The organism is Nonomuraea sp. NPDC049646, assembly GCF_044465525.1.
Classification (GTDB): Bacteria; Actinomycetota; Actinomycetes; order Streptosporangiales; family Streptosporangiaceae; genus Nonomuraea.
Genome location: NZ_JBITLU010000004.1, coordinates 465,283 through 482,987, shown reverse-complemented (window position 1 = coordinate 482,987; position 17,705 = coordinate 465,283). Strand labels below are relative to the sequence as shown.

The following is a 17,705-nucleotide window of genomic DNA, read 5'->3' as shown; positions in this document are numbered from 1 at the left end:
CCTCCTACGATCGGCCTTCCGACCTTACCCCGGCGATCTCCGCGCGGCGGATCCCGAGGACGTCCACGCCGTGTTCGGACGGCGGGCGGGAGCCGAAGATGCGGCGTTCATCCTCGGTGATGGCGACGTCGTTGACGCTGGCCTCCCGGCGGCGCATCAGCCCCGACGCGTCGAACTCCCACTGCTCGTTGCCGTAGCTGCGCCACCACTGGCCGGCGGCGTCGCGGGACTCGTACTGGAAGCGGACGGCGATGCGGTCGCCGGTGAACGCCCACAGCTCCTTGCGCAGGGCGTAGTCCAGCTCGCGGGCCCACTTGCGGCGCAGGAACTCCGCGATCCCGGCGCGGCCGGTGACGAACTCGCCGCGGTTGCGCCACACCGAGTCCTCGGTGTACGCGAGCGCGACGCGTTCGGGGTCGCGGGTGTTCCAGGCGTCCTCGGCGGCCTGGACCTTGATCCGGGCGGTCTCCTCGGTGAACGGCGGCACGGGCGGGCGGGTCATGGGCAGTCCTCTCCGATCGGGAGAACGGTCGTTCTCCCGGGTTGTGCGCTAGCGTAGAGAACGACCGTTCTCCGCGGCAAGCACCTGGAGGGGTGTCATGGATCACGAGCAGCGGCTGCTGGACGCCGCGGGCGACCTGTTCTACCGCCGCGGCGTGCAGGCGGTCGGCATGGACGAGATCCGGGCCGCCTCCGGCCTCTCGCTGAAGCGCCTCTACCAGTGCTTCCCGTCGAAGGAGGCGCTGGTCGTGGCCTATCTGCGGCGGCGCGACGAACGCTGGATGGCCTCGCTCACCGCGTACGTGGCCGACGCCGGCGACCCCGTCCCGGCGGTCTTCGCCTGGCTGGAACGCTGGTTCGCCGAGGACGACTTCCGCGGCTGCGGGTTCGCCAACGCCTTCGCCGAGCTGGGCGCCGGTTCGGCCGCCGTCCGCACGGCGGTGCGCGAGCACAAGGAGCGCCTGCGCGCCTACCTGCGCTCGCTCGCCGAGGAGGCGGGAGCCGGGGACCCCGGCCTGCTCGCCGAGCAGTTGCTCACCCTGATCGACGGCGCCACGGTGACCGCGATGATCTCCGAGGAGCCGGGCGCGGCCCGCTCGGCCGGGCAGGCCGCGGCGGCCCTGGTCCAGCGGCAGCGGCGGCCCTGAACGCGAAAGAGCGCACTCCCCTCGGGGAATGCGCTCTTTCGCAAGGGTGGATCAGGCGGCGTACGACGGGTAGCCGTAGCCGACGACCTGGGAGGTCGGGCGGACGCGCTGCTCGACCTTGCCGTTGCCGGTGTTGCCCTCGATCGTGGAGATCGTGCCGTCGCCGTTGTCCTTGACGACGAAGCCGACGTGCTGGATGTCGCTCAGGCTCTTGCTGCCGCTCCAGGAGAAGAAGACGACGGCGCCCGGCTTGGCCTCGGTGCCCCAGCGGTGGTTGGCGGCGAACCACTTGGCGTGGGTCACGGTGTAGGCGTCCCAGCCGACCTGCGGGCGGGCGCCGGTCTGCTCGCCGACCCAGGAGACGAACATCGAGCACCAGGGGGCGTTCAGGTACATGGCGCGGTTGCCGCCGTCACGCGCGGCGGTCTCGGCGGCGCGCTGGGAGTCGGCGTACCACTTCTGGAACTTGGTGCCGCCGCCGTTGGCGTCCTCCGACGTGCCGACCTGGGCGCGGGCCGTGGCCAGCACCTGGGCGGCGGTGACGTTGACCTTGCCCTTGGCGCTCTCGTCGGCGGCGCGGTTCTGCGCGACGTGCGGCTGCGCGGCCACGCCGGCGACCTTGGCGGTCTGGGCGGCGGTGTGGGCGGTGGCGTGGGTGGTGTCGGCGTTCACTGCCGCGTGCGTGCCGAGCACGCCGGCGACGGCGGTCGCGCCGAGAGCGATCTTGGCGAGGTCGAGCTTGAAGGCACGGTGAAGACGGTGCTTGGCCATGAGGGTGTTACTCCTTGAGCTTCCGTGCCGCTTGCCGGGTTAGCTGACGGGTTCGGGCGGGAAGCTGCCCTACGGCACCACGGTGCCGATTCACCCCATTGGACACATGGGTCCCCGGTTCCGCGCACAGGCGGATTCAGCGGTCTCTTGGTCAGGCAAAGGGCTGACGCATCGTCTTCCCGGGCCCGGGAAAGGGCCTGAAGGTATTTGCGCGACGCCCGGATGCGGGGATTGCCCGCATCGATTCTGTACAACACGGGTCCCGCTAGGGTAATTCCCTGGCAATGCCATCCCTACCTGGGACGACTCCCCGTTCGGCTGTGTACAACCAAGCTACCCGGCGAGTAATTCCCAGGCAAATGGCGGCAATGAATTCGACGCTGCGTCGGAGAAACGCTACGCAGCGAATCGGTTCACGCCACGTGCGCCTTTATCGCCACGCTGGTGAGGGCCAGCAACAATTCCAGATCCGGCTCGGCGTCGACCTGCACGGCGACCCAGGCGCGGTCGCGGCAGGCGTGAACCTGGTCGCAGGCCCGCAGATACGGCTCCAGGCGGCCGATGGCGGGGGCGGTGAGCCGCAGGTGGACCTCGTCCCGGCCGGCCAGGCGCAGGATCTCGGTTCCGTGTACGGCGAAGGCGACCTGTTGACCGGTGCCGCTGACGTTCAGCGACGGCCAGGACCGTAACTCCGCGACCGCGCGGGCCACGTAGGGCCCGCGTCGCGTGGGCGTCCGCCGCCAGGCGGAGATTCCTGCCACGCTCCCATGCTGAGCCACGGCTCAGCCCGCCGTCAGCCCCCGTTCCCGAACCGTTATCCCCTCGTGAACGGCCGTGTCCGCGGTCTGACCGGCACGATTACGGACGCCTGACCGATACGTATTGACGCTCCCCCAGGCAGAGGCTACCGTCGATTCACAACTTAAAGGAAACTTTCCTAATAGTTTCCCCAGAAGTCTCCCATCCCACTCCCCACACACCCCCCAACGGATGTCGGAGCGACATGAAACACACCATTCTGAGCAAGGTCCTGGCGGGAATGGCGGCGTTGGCCCTGCCCCTCACCGCGGCCGTGGCCGCCCCACCGCTCGCCTCCGCCAGCACGGTGGCGTACGCGGCGGCCTGGGCCCCGTGGACCGCCTACACGGCGGGCACGGTCGTCACCTACAACGGCGTCGACTACGTCTGCCTCCAGGCGCACACCTCCCAGCCCGGCTGGGAGCCGCCGAACGTGGCGGCGCTGTGGAAGGTCTCCGGCGGCGGCGGCAGCGACACGACCGCGCCGTCCGTGCCGGGCAACCTGCGCTCGACCGGCGTCACGAACACGAGCGTGGCCCTGGCCTGGGACGCCTCCACCGACAACGTGGCGGTGACCGGCTACGAGGTCTACCGCGGCGGCACGCTGGTCACGACCGTCACGGGCACCACGTACAACGACACGGGCCTCACCGCGAGCACGGCGTACAGCTACACCGTGCGCGCGCGCGACGCGGCCGGCAACCGCTCGGCCAACAGCAACCAGATCTCGGCGACGACCACCGGCGGCGGTGGCGGCGACGACACGACCCCGCCGTCGGTGCCCGGCAACCTGCGCTCGACCGGCGTCAGCAACAGCAGCGTCTCGCTGGCCTGGAACGCCTCCACCGACAACGTGGCCGTGACCGGCTACGAGGTCTACCGCGGCGGCACGCTGGTCACGACCGTCACGGGCACCACGTACAACGACAGCGGCCTCAGCGCCAACACCTCCTACAGCTACACCGTGCGCGCGCGTGACGCGGCCGGCAACCGCTCCGCCGACAGCAACCAGATCACCGCGACCACCACGGGCGGCGGCGGTGGCGGCGGCAACAAGGTGCTGGGCTACTTCGTCCAGTGGGGCATCTACCAGCGCGGCTACCACGTCAAGAACATCGACACCAGCGGCTCGGCGGCCAAGCTGACCCACATCAACTACGCGTTCGGCAACGTGCAGAACGGACAGTGCACGATCGGCGACAGCTACGCCGACTACGACCGCTTCTACCAGGCGGGCGAGAGCGTCGACGGCGTCGCCGACACCTGGGACAACGGCGCGCTGCGGGGCAACTTCAACCAGCTGCGCAAGCTGAAGAAGAAGTACCCCAACCTGAAGGTGCTCTTCTCCTTCGGCGGCTGGACCTGGTCCGGCGGCTTCGGCCAGGCGGCGCAGAACCCGACGGCCTTCGCCGACTCCTGCTACAAGCTGGTGGAGGACCCCCGCTGGGCCGACGTCTTCGACGGCATCGACATCGACTGGGAGTACCCGAACGCCTGCGGCCTGACCTGTGACACCAGCGGCGCGGCGGCGTTCAAGAACGTGATGTCGGCGCTGCGCTCCCGCTTCGGCGCGAACAACCTGGTCACCGCGGCCATCACCGCCGACGGCAACAACGGCGGCAAGATCGACGCGGCCGACTACGGCGGCGCCGCCCAGTACGTCGACTGGTACAACGTCATGACGTACGACTTCTTCGGCGGCTGGGACGCGCAGGGCCCGACCGCCCCCCACTCCCCGCTCACCACCTGGGACAAGATCCCGGTCCCCGGCTTCTACACCGACAACGCCATCCAGAAGCTGAAGAGCAAGGGCGTCCCGGCCGCCAAGCTGCTGCTCGGCATCGGCTTCTACGGCCGCGGCTGGACCGGCGTGACCCAGGCCGCGCCCGGCGGCACCGCGACCGGCCCGGCGCCCGGCACGTACGAGCAGGGCATCGAGGACTACAAGGTCATCAAGACCCGCTGCCCGTCCACCGGCACGGTCGCGGGCACGGCCTACGCCTACTGCGGCAACCAGTGGTGGAGCTACGACACGCCGAGCACCATCGGCGGCAAGATGAGCTACTCGAAGAACCAGGGCCTCGGCGGCGCGTTCTTCTGGGAGCTCAGCGGTGACACCACCAACGCCGAACTCCTCACGGCCATGAAGAACGGCCTCGGATAAGTTCGCACGTCAAGGGCCGGTCCCGGGTTTCGGGGCCGGCCCTTCGCCGTGCCCGGCGCGCCGCAGGACGGAACGCGGACGCCTTGGGAGAAGCTGGTCACCGGGGGGTGAACGACGATTCTCTGGGGTGGCGGGCACAGGCGGCCCTTCTTCACGACACCGGTGTTCGTGGTCGGCCTGATCGGGATCACGGCGCTGGTGGTCGGGCTGGACAGGTTCACCGGCGGGGGCGCGGAGCTCGTGCCGGTGCTGATCTTCCTGCCCGCGATCGTGTCGGCGCTGGGCTCGGTGTGGCAGACGGCGGTCGCGTCGGTGTGGGTGCTGGCGGTGGTGTCGGCCTCGGTCGCCTATCTGGGCGGCAACCTGCGGACGAACCTGGAGGTCTCCGGCTTCACCGCGGCATTCGGGCTGATGAGCGTGGTCGGCGCGAGCTACCGGATCCAGCGCGAGGAGGAGGTGCGCCGGTTGCGCTCGGCCGCCGCGGCGTTGCAGCGGCAGCTCGTCAGGCCGCTGCCGCTGCGCTCCCTCGACGTGGTCGTGGACGGCCTCTACCAGCCCATCGAGGAGGACACGATGGTGGGCGGCGACATGTACGAGGTGGCGCCGTCGCCGTACGGGACCCGGGTGATGATCGCCGACGTACAGGGCAAGGGGCTGCCCGCGATCGGCGCCGCGCTGGCCGTGCTGGGCGCCTTCCGGGAGGCGGCCTACCGCGAGATCTCCCTCATGGGCGTGGCCGACGCCCTGGAGGACGCCGTGATCAGGCACAACAGGTTCGCCGCGCACACCGGCGAGCCCGAGCGGTTCGTCACCGCCCTGCTGCTGGACATCGGCCCCGAGCTGGAGGTGGACGCGGTCAACTGCGGGCACATCGCGCCGTACCTGATCCACGGCGGGAACGCCGGGCAGCTCTGGCTCGGCGAGCCGGAGGTGCCGCTCGGCCTGGCCGGGCTGGCGGGCGAGCCGCGCCACGGCGCGCGCTTCGCCTTCCCGCGGGGGGCCTCGCTGCTGCTGTGCACCGACGGCGTGACCGAGGCCCGCGCCCGCGACGGCTCCTTCTACCCGCTGGAGCAGCGGCTGCGCTCCTGGGCCCGTGACCCGCCCGCCAGGACCGTCGAGGCCCTGGCCGCCGACCTGAACGCCTTCACGCACGGCGCCCCGCGCGACGACATCGCGGTGCTCATCCTGCGCCGGACCGGATCGTGACCGGCCGGGCGACCGGACGGCAACTATTAAGAAAGTTTCCTAACAGAAAGCATTGACGGCCCTGTTCGCCAGGCTTACCTTCCGATCAACCCCCCAGTCATGCCCCCTCGGAGGTGGCCTTGAAGCCCACACGCCTACGCGCGGCCCTGGCCGCGTGCGGCACCTCACTGGTCCTCATCGCAGGAGCCCTGGCCGGTACGGCCACCGCCGCGGCCGACAACGCCGCCTGCCGCCCGGACGGCCTCTACCAGACCCCCGGCGTGGACGTCCCCTACTGCCTGGCCTACGACGAGGACGGCCGCGAGAAGATGGGGGCCGACCACCCCCGCCGCATCATCGGCTACTTCACCAGCTGGCGCACCGGCAAGAACGGCCAGCCCGCCTACCTGGCCGGCGACATCCCGTGGGGCAAGGTCACCCACATCAACTACGCCTTCGCCCACGTCGACGGCAGCAACAAGATCGCCGTGGACGCCAACGCCACCGCGACCGAGTGGCCCGGCGTCCCCGGCGCCGAGATGGACCCGGCCTACGCCTACAAAGGCCATTTCAACCTGCTGAACAAGTACAAGAAGCAGTACCCCGGCACCAAGACGCTGGTGTCGGTCGGCGGCTGGGCCGAGACCGGCGGCTACCTCGACGCCGGCGGCGCCCGCGTGCCCTCCGGCGGCTTCTACTCGATGACCACCAACGCCGACGGCTCGGTCAACCAGGCCGGCATCGGCACGTTCGCCGACTCGGTCGTGGCGTTCGTGCGCGCGTACGGGTTCAACGGCGTCGACATCGACTACGAGTACCCGACCTCGATGAAGGACGCGGGGAACCCGCTCGACTGGACCATCGCCAACGCCCGCAGGTCGAACCTGATGAAGGGCTACGCGGCCCTGATGAGGACGCTGCGCCAGAAGCTGGACACCGCGGCCGCCGCCGACGGCAGGTACTACATGCTGACCGTCGCCGCCCCCGCCTCCGGCTACCTGCTGCGCGGCATGGAGACCTTCCAGGTCACCCAGTACCTGGACTACGTCAACATCATGTCCTACGACCTGCACGGCGCCTGGAACGAGTTCGTCGGCCCCAACGCCGCCCTGTACGACGACGGCAAGGACGCCGAGCTGGCCAAGTGGGGCGTCTACACCGCCGCCCAGTACGGCGGGCTCGGCTACCTCAACACCGACTGGGCCTACCACTACTTCCGCGGCGCGATGCCGGCCGGCCGGATCAACATCGGCGTGCCGTACTACACGCGCGGCTGGAGGAACGTCAACGGCGGCGCGAACGGCCTGTGGGGCACCTCCAACGGCCCGAGCGGAAGCTGCCCGCAGGGCCTGACCACCTGCGGCGACGGCGCCCGCGGCATCGACAACCTCTGGCACGACGAGGAGAACGGCAAGGAGGTCGGCGCCGGCTCCAACCCCATGTGGCACGCCATGAACCTGGCCAAGGGCATCGCCGGCTCCTACGGCCCCGCCTACGGCCTGGACCCGGCCAACGACCCCGAGGACCGGCTGACCGGCACCTACACCCGCAACTACAACGCCACCCTGACCGCCCCCTGGCTGTGGAACGCCGGCAAGAAGGTGTTCCTGTCCACCGAGGACGACCAGTCGCTCGGCGCCAAGGCCGACTACGTCAGGAATCAGGGCATCGGCGGCGTGATGATCTGGGAACTGGCCGGCGACTACGCCTGGGACGCGGCCAAGGGCGAGTACTTCATGGGCCAGACCCTGACCGGCCTGCTCTACGACAAGCTCAGGACCGCCGCCCCGTACGGCGCGGCCAAGGCCAAGGTGGCCGTCCCCGCCGAGAAGGTGGACGTCACGATCGAGGCCACCGGCTTCCCCGCCGGCGACAGCAACTACCCGATCAACCCCAAGCTCGTCATCACCAACAAGACGCAGACCACCGTCCCGGGCGGCGCTGAGTTCCAGTGGGACTACGCGACCTCCGCCCCGAACAACGCCAAGGACCAGTCCGGCTTCGGCCTGCGGGTGATCAGCAGTGAGCACACCGGCAACAACGTCGGCGGGCTCAAGGGCGACTTCCACCGGGTGTCGGTGAAGCTGCCCACCTGGCAGACGCTCGCCCCCGGCGCGTCGGTGACCCTCGACTACGTGTACTACCTGCCCGTCCCCGGCCAGGCGAACTACACGCTGACCTTCGGCGGCCGGACGTACGGGCTGGTCCAGGACCTGGCGCGGGGCGGCGTCGCGCCCAGCCCGAGCCCGTCCGCGACCCCGACCGTCACCCCGACCGGCGGCGCCTGCACCGCGCCCGCCTGGAGCGCGACGGCCGTCTACAACGGCGGCCAGCGCGTCTCGCACAAGGCCCACACGTGGGAGGCCAAGTGGTGGACGCAGGGCCAGGAGCCCGGCACCACCGGCGAGTGGGGCGTGTGGAAGGACGTCGGCGCCTGCTGAGGCGGCGCCCCGGCCGGGGGGGGGGACGGCACGCGTCCCGCCCGCCTCCGCCGGGCTCAGGTACGCAACCACCTGGAGCAGCCTCTTGCGACGTGACCGTGGGCTACGGAAGGATCGCCAGATCGAGCCCCACCGGTATCCGTAACCCCATGCGTATACCGAGGCCCGTCACCCCCCGCATGGACGACATGGAGAGGCTGTCGTGCAACCTCAGGAGAGCATCGAGCAGTTCGGCTACCGTCAGGAATTACGCCGCGGGGTCGGACTGACCGATCTCGTGTTCTACGGCCTGATCTTCATGGTGCCGATCGCGCCGTTCGCGATCTTCGGCCCGGTCTACAAGACCTCGGGCGGCATGCCCGTCCTGGCGTACCTGGTGGGCATGGTCGCGATGTTGTTCACCGCGGCCTCCTACGCGCAGATGGTCAAGGCCTTCCCGCTGTCGGGGTCGGTCTACAACTACGCGGGCCGCGGCATCGCCCCGTCGGTCGGCTTCATGACCGGGTGGGCGATCCTGCTCGACTACCTGCTCGTGCCGAGCCTGCTCTACCTGGTCGCCTCGATCGCCATGAACAACAGCGTGCCAGGGGTGCCGGTCTGGGGGTGGCTGCTCATCTTCGTGGCCGTCAACACGGTGGTCAACCTGCGCGGCATCCGGATGACGATCACCCTCACCAAGGTGCTGATCACCTGTGAGCTGGTCGTGCTCGGCCTGTTCGTGCTGATCGGGATCTGGGCCCTGCTCCAGGGCCGGGGCCACGGGTTCAGCCTCACACCGCTGTTCAACCCCGACACCTTCTCCTGGCCGGTGATCTTCGCCGCGGTCTCCGTCGCGGTGCTGTCCTTCCTCGGCTTCGACGGCATCAGCATGCTCGTCGAGGAGTCCGCGGGCGGCTCGGCCCAGGTGGCCAGGGCCATGCGGCTGGCGCTGATCCTGGCCGGGCTGCTGTTCGTCGCCCAGGTCTGGGTGGCGGCGCTGGTGGTGCCCGACCCGGCCGGCCTGCTGCAGACCGGCTCGGAGACCGCCTTCTACGACGCCGCCGCCTCGGCGGGCGGCGAGTGGCTGCGGCACGTCACCTCGACGGCCACCGCCATCTCCTGGGGCTTCGCCGACACGCTGGTGGCCCAGGTCGCCGTCTCCCGCCTGCTGTACGCCATGGCCCGTGACCGGCAACTGCCCGCCTTCCTCGCCAAGGTGTCGATCAAGCACTCGGTCCCGGCCAACGCCATCCTGCTCGTCTCGGCCCTGTCCATCGCCATCGGCGTGTGGGCCTCGCAGCTCAAGGAGGGCGTCGGCCTGCTGAGCAGCCTGGTCAACATGGGCGGCCTGATCGCGTTCGTCGTGCTGCACGTGTCGGTGATCGTCCATTACCGGGTCAGGCAGCGCTCGTCGGACTTCTGGTCGCACCTGGTGATGCCGCTGATCGGCATGGCGATCCTGATCTTCGTGATCGTCAACGCCAACATCATGGCCCAGCGGGTGGGCCTGATCTGGCTCGCGGTCGGCGTCGTCGTCCTCGGCGTCCTGTACGCCCGCGGCCGCCGCCCGGTGCTGGACGGCGACGAGAAGGCCGGCCTGACCGGGATCCGGTCGCCGTGACGCGGCCGCCGCTCCACCACGAGCTGTTCCTCATCGGCCACGACCAGTCCGGCAAGCCCCTGGTGCACCAGCACTCGATGGCGCTCGGGCTGGCCGGGGCGGTGCTGCTCGACCTGGCGCTGAGCGGGCGCGTCACGGTCGGGCAGGGCCGGATCGCCGTCGTCGACCCCACCCCGGTCGGCGACGCGGTCGTGGACTCCCTCGTCCCGCTGATGGCCCGCGACCGGGCCGAGGGCGAGGCCAGGTTCTGGATCAAGAAGCTCGCCGAGGACGCCTACGACCTCACCCGGCAGAGCCTGGTCACCGCGGGCGTGCTGGTCATGGTGACCAGGCGGCGCATGGGCATGCTGCCGTACACGCGGTACCAGCTCGCCGACATCGCCTCGGTGGTGCGCGCCTCGGCCGGGGTGCGCTCGGCGGTGGAGGGCTGGAAGCAGCCCGACGGGCGCGGCGCGGCGCTGTGCGGGCTGGTGGGCGCGCTGCGGCTGGAGGCCGAGCTCTACCTCGACCAGCCCTCGGCCCGGCTCGTCGAACGCCTCCGGGAGATCGCGGGCGAGCACTCCCCCGTCGTCAGGGAGGTCGTGCAGCTCATCGACGACATGCTCGGCGAGGCCGCGATCGCGGTCTTCCGCTGACCACGGCCCCCTCCGAGAGCCGCGGGGGGTCAGCCGAACAGCTCGCGGATCTGGCCGACGACCTCCACGATCACCGACACCTCGGCCGCGCGGGCCGACAGCCGCTTGAGCGCGTCGAGGACGCGGGAGCGGTCGGGGTCGGCCTGCTCGATCTCCTGCCGCACGTCGGCGACGTCCCGGCGGGCCCGCGCGGGCTCGGTCACCTCGGCCTCGTGCTCGGCGAGCAGGCGTTCCAGCCGGTCGAGCAGCCGGGCCGCCTCGCCGGGGGCCGCGCCGCCCAGGTTGTTGACCGTCGCGCGGGAGTGCGGGCCCACCGCGATCGGGCCGCTCACCTCGCCGCCGCTGATGTGCACGCCGTACGAGCTCGGCGTCGGGGTTCCCTCGGTCGTCACGCGCCCTGCCCTCCCAGGTTGTTGACCGTCGCCGCGGCCTGGTGCCCGAAGGCGACCGGGCCGCTGACCGTGGCGCCGCCGCTGACCGACAGCGTGTTCATGGTCACGCTCGCCGCCTGCAACCGGTAGGCGCCCGTCTCCACGCCCTTGTCCTCCAGGAAGTCGAGGACCGCCTCGGTGAGCCGCTGCTCGATCATCCGCACGTACTTGGAGACGTCGAGCACCTGGATGTGGGTCTGCAGGTCGTCGCTCGCGCCCAGCTCCCGGACGCTGAAGCGGGCGCCGTAGGGGTAGACGATGTGCTTGCGCGGGTCGGGCGCCAGCATGTTCTGCCGGACGGCCTGCACCCCCGTACGGACCAGCCGGGCGGGCGCGGCCAGCACGTCGCGCAGCAGCCGCAGCTTCAACGACCTGACCGCCTCCCAGGCGATGCGGCCGCCGGTCATCGTGGGCAGCCGGTCGACCACGTGGTAGGGGCCGTGGGCGGGCGGGAGCACGGTGACCACGAACTGGGTGTAGAGCATCCGGCCCTCGACGGCCAGGTAGATGAACGCGGAGGTCAGCGCCTCCTGGTCCTCGGCGGGCGCGACGAGCCGGCCGTTGCGGTCGCGGATCTCCTGCCCGGCGTTGTTGATCGTGACGCGCTGGTAGTAGCGCACGCCGCCCTGCGGATGGCGGACGACGGCCTCGATCTCCTCGGGCGTGGCGTGGGACCTGGGCAGGCCGTTCTTGCCGATCAGCGGATGGGACACCGGGACGCCGCCCTCGTGCCAGTCGGCCACGGTGAAGATCCCCCTGGTGACGACGTGGTCGCCGATGTCGAGCCGCTGGATGCCCTCGTTGGGACGCAGCACGCGGTCGCGCATGTCCTTCAGCCGCTCGCGGACGAAGGCGTGCAGCTCGACGGGGTCGATGTCGACCGGGTCGTCCTGGCGGCGCGGCGGGCCCTCGCGGCCGCGCACCCGGTCGAGCTCGACGGCGATCGACCAGCTCCTGGCGATGGACCCGGCGCCCATGAAGGCGTCCTCGTTGGCGTACATGGTGATGTTGCCCCACTGGGCGCTGCGCACGTAGTCGACGCGGTGGGCGGTGCGGGGGCCGGTCGCGCCGGTGACCGGCTCGGGCGCGCCCGGCCGCAGCGTGCCCGCCAGCGTCATGTACGTCGCGATCCGGTAGACCAGCGCCACCCCCAGCGTGGTGAAGGGCACCGCCATCGCCAGGGCCAGCGTGCCGAGCCCCTGGCTCAGGACGTCGGCGACGCCGTAGGAGGGGCCGTCGTCGTAGAAGGAGGAGCTGGACAGGCCCTGCAGCAGCAGCACGGACAGCGCGGTGGAGAACACCCCGGCCAGCAGGAGCAGGGCCATGTTCGCGGCCCAGAACCAGAGCGCGCCCCGCAGCAGCAGCGAGCCGCGCCGGACCCGCCCCGAGGTGAGCAGCACCAGCGGGACGAGCATCGCCACCCACGCGATCGTGGTCACCGGCGAGATCACGAACCCGGCCAGGAAGAACACGGTGATGAGCGCGTCGCGGACGACGAGCATCGAGCGCGAGCGCCGGCAGTGGTGGATCACCGGGATGAGGTCGAAGCCGCCGTAGGACGGGGGGACCGCGCGGTAGGGGTCGAACATCAGCTCGCCCAGCACCCGGTCGCGGAACCCGCTGTCGAGGTAGGCGGCGGCGCTGAGGTAGCGGGTGACGTTGCTCATGCGGGGCACGCCCGGGTGGGCCGTGGTGTCCCGCGTGGATCCGGCGGCGCCGGAGCTGTCGACGGCCATGACCCTCCTTCGTCGGTGAACCCGGCCGAGCTTATGAGGGGCGAGTGCTTTGGGGGGCTCGTTGTTATCAAATAGTCTCGTTCACCGGAAGTGAAGGTCGGGACAAAAGCCCGATAAATTGAAATTCTTCCCTTTACGGAGCATTACGGGAGGGTGTATTGGTCCACCATTCAGGCGCCGGGAGGCGGTGCGGGCGATGCGGCAGCGACACCGGCGCCCTGACCCAGTGCCCCCGCTGCGGCGCCCACCTCCCCACCCCCACACCCCCCACCCCCGCAGGCACCGGCACCCCACCCGGCAGCCCAACGGGGAGGGGCCATGTGCCCGGCGGCCCTTCAAATACCGGCCCCCAACCCGGCGGCCCTGGTTTCCCGCCCTCCAGACCCTCAGGTCCCAGTGCCCCTCCCGGCGGCAGCCATGTCCCGGTCGCGGTGGGCGGCGCCGATGGTAACCCGCCTGGGGTGCGTTCGTCCGGGGAGGGCGTGTTCGGCGGCCTGTCGCAGGGGCCGCCGATGGACGATCATCCGCCGCCGCCGTCGCGGTTGCGTCCGCCGGGGTGGCGGCGGCCGGTGGTGCTGGTCAGCGTGGCGTTGGCGGGTGCGACGACGGCGCTGGTCTGGTGGGTGGCCGGGAGCCGCCCGTCCTCTCCGGCGGAGGCGGGCGGAAGTTCGAGCGGCGCGCCGTCGGCCGTCCAGCCTCAGACCTCGGACGAGGCGGCGGAGGACCCCGCGACCGGGGACGCCACCCCCGCCGACGACCCGGCCCCGAGCACCGGCCCGACGCCGAGCACGGACCCGACGGCGGCTGCGGCCGGGCAAGCCGGACAGGTGGACGAGCTGCTGTCCAGCAGCAGTTCCGCCCGTTCCAGCCTGTCGGCGGCGATCGCGGACGCGACCGGTTGCCGCCGGAGCGGCGTGACCACGATCGAGGACATCACCGCCGGCCGCCGCGACCAGCTCGCCGCCGCCCGGACGCTGGACGTGACGGCCCTGCCCGACGGCGCGGCGCTGAAGCAGACGCTCATCACCGCACTCGACGCCTCCTACGACGCCGACACCGCCTTCCTGTCCTGGGCCCGGCGGCATGTGGCGGGCGGCTGCACCGGCCCGGTCTCGGGCGACCGCGATTACCGGCGAGGTCTCAGCAGATCGGAGGCCGCGCAGACGGCGAAGGCAGAATTCGCGCAGGCGTGGCGGCCGATTGCGGAGACATATGGCCTGACAATATGGAAAGCCGACCAGATCTAGCCACATTGGCCCATAATTCAGCATAAGCTCCGAAATTCCGGGCGCCGATCGACGAGAGGCCGACGCAGACGACACGTCCCGCCAGGGGCTCCGGCGACACACGCCGCCGACGGCACGCCCGGCCCGGCAACACGTCCGGCAACACGTTCAGCGACACGCTCAGCAACACGTCCAGCGACACGTTCCGTCAGTGACACGAAGGAGTGCTGCGATGTTCCTGCCACGCCGTGTGTTCCGGCTGGCCGCGGGTGCGGCGGCCGGGTACCTGCTCGCCGTGCGGCCCTGGCACCTGCGCTGGGGCGCGACCGACAAAGAGGTGCACGAGGACCTGCCGGGCGACGACATCGTGCCGCTCCCCCAGCTCCAGGCCACCCGTGCCGTCACCGTGGACGCGCCGCCGCCGGTCGTGTGGGCCTGGGTGGTCCGGCTCGGCGGCTACCCGGGCCCCGGCCCCCGCCCCGGTACCCGCCCCGACACCCGCCCTGGCGCCGGAGCCGACGCGTGGGCGGCAGCCGCGGGCGAGCCCCCGCAGCCCCCGCACGACCTCAATCCCGGCGCCCTCAAGCCAGGCGACGTCATGGACGGCGGCGCCTTCGTCGTCGAGCGGATCGAGGCCCCGCACAGCCTCGTCCTGGCCGACCGCGGCGCCGACGCCACCACGACCTGCTCCATCGCGCTCCGCGACACCGGCGGCGGCACCCGGCTGATCTACCGGCTCCGGATGCGCGGCGAGCCCACCGTGCGCGGCGCCGCCCACGTCGCGATGACGGACGTCGGCGACTTCGTCGCGATGCGCAGGCAACTCCTCGCCGTCAAGACCGGCGCCGAGTCGGCAAGGTGAGCCACCGAGCCGAGCCGAGGGCGGGCCGAGCTGAGGCGGGACGGGCCGGGGTGAGGCGCGGGCTGAGGCGGGACGGGACGGGGTGAGCGGCGCTGGTTCGGGTCCTCCGCCGCTGCCTTAGGGTTCATGCTGTGGATCAACGGGGAGCGAGCGCGACGGCCGAACGCGCATCCGCCGGCAAGCGTCCCTCACCCCGGCGGCGCAGGCGCTGGTTCGCCTGGACGGTGGTCGCGCTGCTGGCGGCCTGGGCGGCGCTGCGGGTCGGCGGCCTGGAGACCGGCTCCATCCTCATCCAGCTCATGACGGTGACGCCGATCGGCGCGGGGCTGGCCGCGCTGACCGCGCTGCTGGCGGTGCTCAGGCGCAACCGCCCGGCGGGGCTGAGCGCGGCCGTCGTGGGCATGGTGTTCGTGGCGTGCCTGATCCCGAGGACGTCCGGGGTGGAGGCGGGCAAGGTGATCGACGGCGTCCCGCTGCGGGTGCTGTCGGTCAACCTGTTCGGACGGGCCGACGCCGAGACCGTGGTCCGCCTGGTGCGCACGTACGAGATCGAGGTTTTCAGCGCGCTGGAGCTGACCCCGGAGGCGGTCCGGCGGCTCGACCAGGCGGGGCTGCGCAAGCTGCTCCCGTACCGGGTGCTCCAGGCCGCGGACGGCGCGATCGGCAGCGGCCTGTTCGCCAAGCACCCGCTGCGGGCGCGGCGGGGGCTGTTCACCCCGATCGGCCACAACATGCCGGCCGCCACGCTGTCCCTGCCCTCGGGCGGCAAGGTCGAGGTCGTGGCCGTGCACCCCAACCCGCCGCTCGGCCGGATGGCGGCCGAGTGGGACGCCTCGCTCAAGGCGCTGCCGTCCCCGTCGCCGTCGGTGCTCAGGATCCTGGCCGGCGACTTCAACGCCAGTCTCGACCACCGCGCCTTCCGCGACCTGCTGGCCAGGGGCTACGTCGACGCGGCCGACCAGGTGGGCAAGGGGCTCGTCCCGACCTGGCCCAACGGCAGGGCGGTACCGCCGTTCATCACGATCGACCACGTGCTGGCCGACCGCCGGGTGGGCGTGGCCCGTACGGAGATCCTCGACGTGCCCGGCACCGACCACCGCGGCGTCTTCGCCGACCTGCGCCTGCCCGCCATCGGCTGACCCGCCGCTCCCTGACCGGTCACGGCTCCTGCCGCCCGTGCAGCTTTCTGAGGGACGCCCTGAGCAGCTTGCCGGCGCCGTTCCGCGGCAGGCCGGGGACGAGCTCCAGATACCTCGGGATCTTGAAGCGGGCCAGGCGGCCGTCCAGGTGGGCGAGCAGTTCCTCGGGCTCCGCGCTCGCGCCCCGCCGCAGCACGACCAGCGCCTTGCCGGTCTCCCCCCACTTCTCGTCCGGCACGCCGATCACCGCGCACTCGGCCACCGCCGGATGGGCGAGGAGCAGGTTCTCGATCTCGGCCGGGTAGACGTTCTCGCCGCCGGAGATGTACATGTCGCTGATCCGGTCGCGGATGCGGACGTACCCGTCCTCGTCGGCCACGCCGATGTCGCCCGACCTGAACCAGCCGTCGGCGGACAACACCTTGGCCGTCTCCTTCGGCCGCCGCCAGTAGCCGGGCATGACGTTGGGGCCCTGGACGTACACCTCGCCGGGCTCGCCGGGGGCGGCGGGCGAGCCGTCGGGGGCGACCAGCCGCACGTCGGAGAAGAAGCACGGCACCCCGGCCGAGCCGAGCCCGGCGTCCGGGTGCCCCGCGCCGAGGAAGAGCGCGCCCGGGGAGGTCTCCGTCATGCCGTACCCCTGGAGGAACGGCAGCCCGCGCTCCCGGTACGTCCTGATCAGCGGCTCGGACACCGGCGCTCCCCCGCACAGCAGGTGCCGCAGGCTGGACAGGTCGGCCTGCGCCCAGCGCGGCGACCGCGCGAGGGCCGCGAACATCGACGGCACGCCGAACATCATCGTGACCCGCTCGGACTCGACCAGGTCGAACGTCCTGTCCACCCCGAACGACGGCTCCAGCAGCGCCCTGCCGCCCTTCAGCACGGTCGGCACGAGCGTCTGCGCCAGGGCCGCGATGTGGTAGAGCGGCGCGCTGACCAGCGTCACCTCGTCGTGCGCGAGGGGGACGTCGACCAGCAGGTTCACGGCGTTCCAGATGAGGTTGCCGTGGGTGAGCATCGCGCCCTTGGGGCGGCCGGTGGTGCCCGAGGTGTACATGATCAGGCAGATGTCGTCCTGGCTCACCGGCTCGTCCACGGGGTCGGCGGGGGCGCCGGCGATCAGCTCCTCGAAGGCGTCCTGGCCCAGGTGCCGGCCGGGCAGGCCGCCGCCGTCCTGGCCCGCGCCGAGGACGACGACGCGGGCGCCGGAGTCGTCCAGGAGGAAGCGCAGCTCGGGCGCGGCCAGCCGGGCGTTGAGCGGGACGAACACCGCGCCCAGCAGCCCGGCGGCGAAGAACGTCTCCACCAGGGACGGGTGGTTGGGCCCGAGATAGGCGATCCGGTCGCCGCGGCCCACGTCCAGGCCGGTCAGCCCGTGGGCCAGGCGGGTGACCCGGTCGTACAGGTCGCCGTAGGTGCGGTCGATTCCCCGGTAACCGACGGCGGGCCGGGCGGGCGTCATCCGCGCCCTGCGTGCCGGCCATGACCCAAGCCCCTGATTCCGCATCGGCACTCCTTGACGGTCAGGACTCAAGGTAGGTCACCAAGCGCTTGCTGTCACCGGAATGC

Annotated in this window: 15 protein-coding genes and 1 riboswitch; of the genes, 9 read left to right on the top strand and 6 right to left on the bottom strand. The window is 71.4% G+C overall.

The features are described from left to right. Positions 1 to 4: 4 nt before the first annotated feature. Entirely contained in the window at positions 5 to 508 is a 504-nt protein-coding gene (locus ACIBQ8_RS14705; RefSeq protein ID WP_397192247.1) for a nuclear transport factor 2 family protein, read from the bottom strand. A 91-nt stretch (positions 509 to 599) separates the two neighbouring features. Here ACIBQ8_RS14705 and ACIBQ8_RS14700 point away from each other — a divergent pair, with 91 nt between their 5' ends. Then, positions 600 to 1,148: a TetR/AcrR family transcriptional regulator gene (locus ACIBQ8_RS14700; RefSeq protein ID WP_397175793.1), complete on the top strand. Its 549-nt coding sequence runs from the start codon at positions 600 to 602 to the stop codon at positions 1,146 to 1,148. A gap of 51 nt (positions 1,149 to 1,199) precedes the next feature. On the opposite strand, the gene ACIBQ8_RS14695 is transcribed toward ACIBQ8_RS14700, so the two are convergent. Continuing rightward, positions 1,200 to 1,919 carry a CHAP domain-containing protein gene (locus ACIBQ8_RS14695; RefSeq protein WP_397175791.1) on the bottom strand — a complete coding sequence of 240 codons (720 nt, stop codon included), beginning with the start codon at positions 1,917 to 1,919 and terminating at the stop codon, positions 1,200 to 1,202. 14 nt (positions 1,920 to 1,933) lie between these two features. After that, a riboswitch (cyclic di-AMP (ydaO/yuaA leader) is annotated at positions 1,934 to 2,071 on the bottom strand. A 261-nt stretch (positions 2,072 to 2,332) separates the two neighbouring features. Next, positions 2,333 to 2,680, bottom strand: coding sequence for a luciferase family protein (locus tag ACIBQ8_RS14690; protein WP_397175789.1), 348 nt, complete (start codon positions 2,678 to 2,680; stop codon positions 2,333 to 2,335). A 242-nt stretch (positions 2,681 to 2,922) separates the two neighbouring features. Between ACIBQ8_RS14690 and ACIBQ8_RS14685 the strand changes: the two genes are divergently transcribed. The 5 genes from ACIBQ8_RS14685 (at position 2,923) to ACIBQ8_RS14665 (ending at position 10,742) form a co-directional block, all read left to right on the top strand. Then, positions 2,923 to 4,881 carry a glycosyl hydrolase family 18 protein gene (locus tag ACIBQ8_RS14685; protein WP_397192143.1) on the top strand — a complete coding sequence of 653 codons (1,959 nt, stop codon included), beginning with the start codon at positions 2,923 to 2,925 and terminating at the stop codon, positions 4,879 to 4,881. 162 nt (positions 4,882 to 5,043) lie between these two features. Further along, positions 5,044 to 6,087: a PP2C family protein-serine/threonine phosphatase gene (locus ACIBQ8_RS14680; protein WP_397175786.1), complete on the top strand. Its 1,044-nt coding sequence runs from the start codon at positions 5,044 to 5,046 to the stop codon at positions 6,085 to 6,087. Positions 6,088 to 6,206: 119 nt separating this feature from the next. Beyond that, positions 6,207 to 8,507, top strand: a complete 2,301-nt coding sequence (locus ACIBQ8_RS14675; RefSeq protein WP_397192142.1) for a chitinase C-terminal domain-containing protein — start codon at positions 6,207 to 6,209, stop codon at positions 8,505 to 8,507. A gap of 202 nt (positions 8,508 to 8,709) precedes the next feature. Beyond that, a complete protein-coding gene (locus ACIBQ8_RS14670) occupies positions 8,710 to 10,107 on the top strand; it encodes an APC family permease (protein WP_397192141.1) in 1,398 nt (465 codons plus the stop codon). Then, positions 10,104 to 10,742, top strand: a complete 639-nt coding sequence (locus ACIBQ8_RS14665) for a GPP34 family phosphoprotein (RefSeq protein ID WP_397192140.1) — start codon at positions 10,104 to 10,106, stop codon at positions 10,740 to 10,742. Before ACIBQ8_RS14670 ends, ACIBQ8_RS14665 begins: the two co-directional genes overlap by 4 nt. Before the next feature lie 29 nt (positions 10,743 to 10,771). On the opposite strand, the gene ACIBQ8_RS14660 is transcribed toward ACIBQ8_RS14665, so the two are convergent. Next, positions 10,772 to 11,134 carry a hypothetical protein gene (locus tag ACIBQ8_RS14660; protein WP_397175778.1) on the bottom strand — a complete coding sequence of 121 codons (363 nt, stop codon included), beginning with the start codon at positions 11,132 to 11,134 and terminating at the stop codon, positions 10,772 to 10,774. Then, a complete protein-coding gene (locus tag ACIBQ8_RS14655; RefSeq protein ID WP_397192139.1) occupies positions 11,131 to 12,909 on the bottom strand; it encodes a hypothetical protein in 1,779 nt (592 codons plus the stop codon). Before ACIBQ8_RS14655 ends, ACIBQ8_RS14660 begins: the two co-directional genes overlap by 4 nt. Positions 12,910 to 13,370: 461 nt before the next feature. On the opposite strand from ACIBQ8_RS14655, the gene ACIBQ8_RS14650 reads away from it, so the two are divergent. From ACIBQ8_RS14650 to ACIBQ8_RS14640, 3 genes are all read left to right on the top strand, one after another. Continuing rightward, positions 13,371 to 14,156 (top strand): hypothetical protein, encoded by a 786-nt coding sequence (locus tag ACIBQ8_RS14650; protein WP_397192138.1) that lies wholly within the window; start codon positions 13,371 to 13,373, stop codon positions 14,154 to 14,156. 211 nt (positions 14,157 to 14,367) lie between these two features. After that, the gene (locus ACIBQ8_RS14645; RefSeq protein WP_397192137.1) at positions 14,368 to 14,997 is read left to right on the top strand and encodes a hypothetical protein; all 630 of its coding nucleotides are present in this window, start codon (positions 14,368 to 14,370) and stop codon (positions 14,995 to 14,997) included. Positions 14,998 to 15,128: 131 nt separating this feature from the next. Next, the gene (locus ACIBQ8_RS14640; RefSeq protein WP_397175770.1) at positions 15,129 to 16,136 is read left to right on the top strand and encodes an endonuclease/exonuclease/phosphatase family protein; all 1,008 of its coding nucleotides are present in this window, start codon (positions 15,129 to 15,131) and stop codon (positions 16,134 to 16,136) included. A gap of 19 nt (positions 16,137 to 16,155) precedes the next feature. Here ACIBQ8_RS14640 and ACIBQ8_RS14635 read toward each other — a convergent pair whose 3' ends face one another. Beyond that, complete coding sequence (locus tag ACIBQ8_RS14635) at positions 16,156 to 17,598, bottom strand: long-chain fatty acid--CoA ligase (protein WP_397192136.1); 1,443 nt, start codon at positions 17,596 to 17,598, stop codon at positions 16,156 to 16,158. Positions 17,599 to 17,705 lie beyond the last annotated feature (107 nt).

What these genes read in the sequence shown, in the direction of transcription:
- ACIBQ8_RS14700 (WP_397175793.1), top strand. Translation starts at nt 600, where the DNA reads ATGGATCACGAGCAGCGGCTGCTGGACGCCGCGGGCGACCTGTTCTAC.
- ACIBQ8_RS14635 (WP_397192136.1), bottom strand. Translation starts at nt 17,598, where the DNA reads ATGACGCCCGCCCGGCCCGCCGTCGGTTACCGGGGAATCGACCGCACC.
- ACIBQ8_RS14685 (WP_397192143.1), top strand. Translation starts at nt 2,923, where the DNA reads ATGAAACACACCATTCTGAGCAAGGTCCTGGCGGGAATGGCGGCGTTG.
- ACIBQ8_RS14645 (WP_397192137.1), top strand. Translation starts at nt 14,368, where the DNA reads ATGTTCCTGCCACGCCGTGTGTTCCGGCTGGCCGCGGGTGCGGCGGCC.
- ACIBQ8_RS14655 (WP_397192139.1), bottom strand. Translation starts at nt 12,909, where the DNA reads ATGGCCGTCGACAGCTCCGGCGCCGCCGGATCCACGCGGGACACCACG.
- ACIBQ8_RS14695 (WP_397175791.1), bottom strand. Translation starts at nt 1,919, where the DNA reads ATGGCCAAGCACCGTCTTCACCGTGCCTTCAAGCTCGACCTCGCCAAG.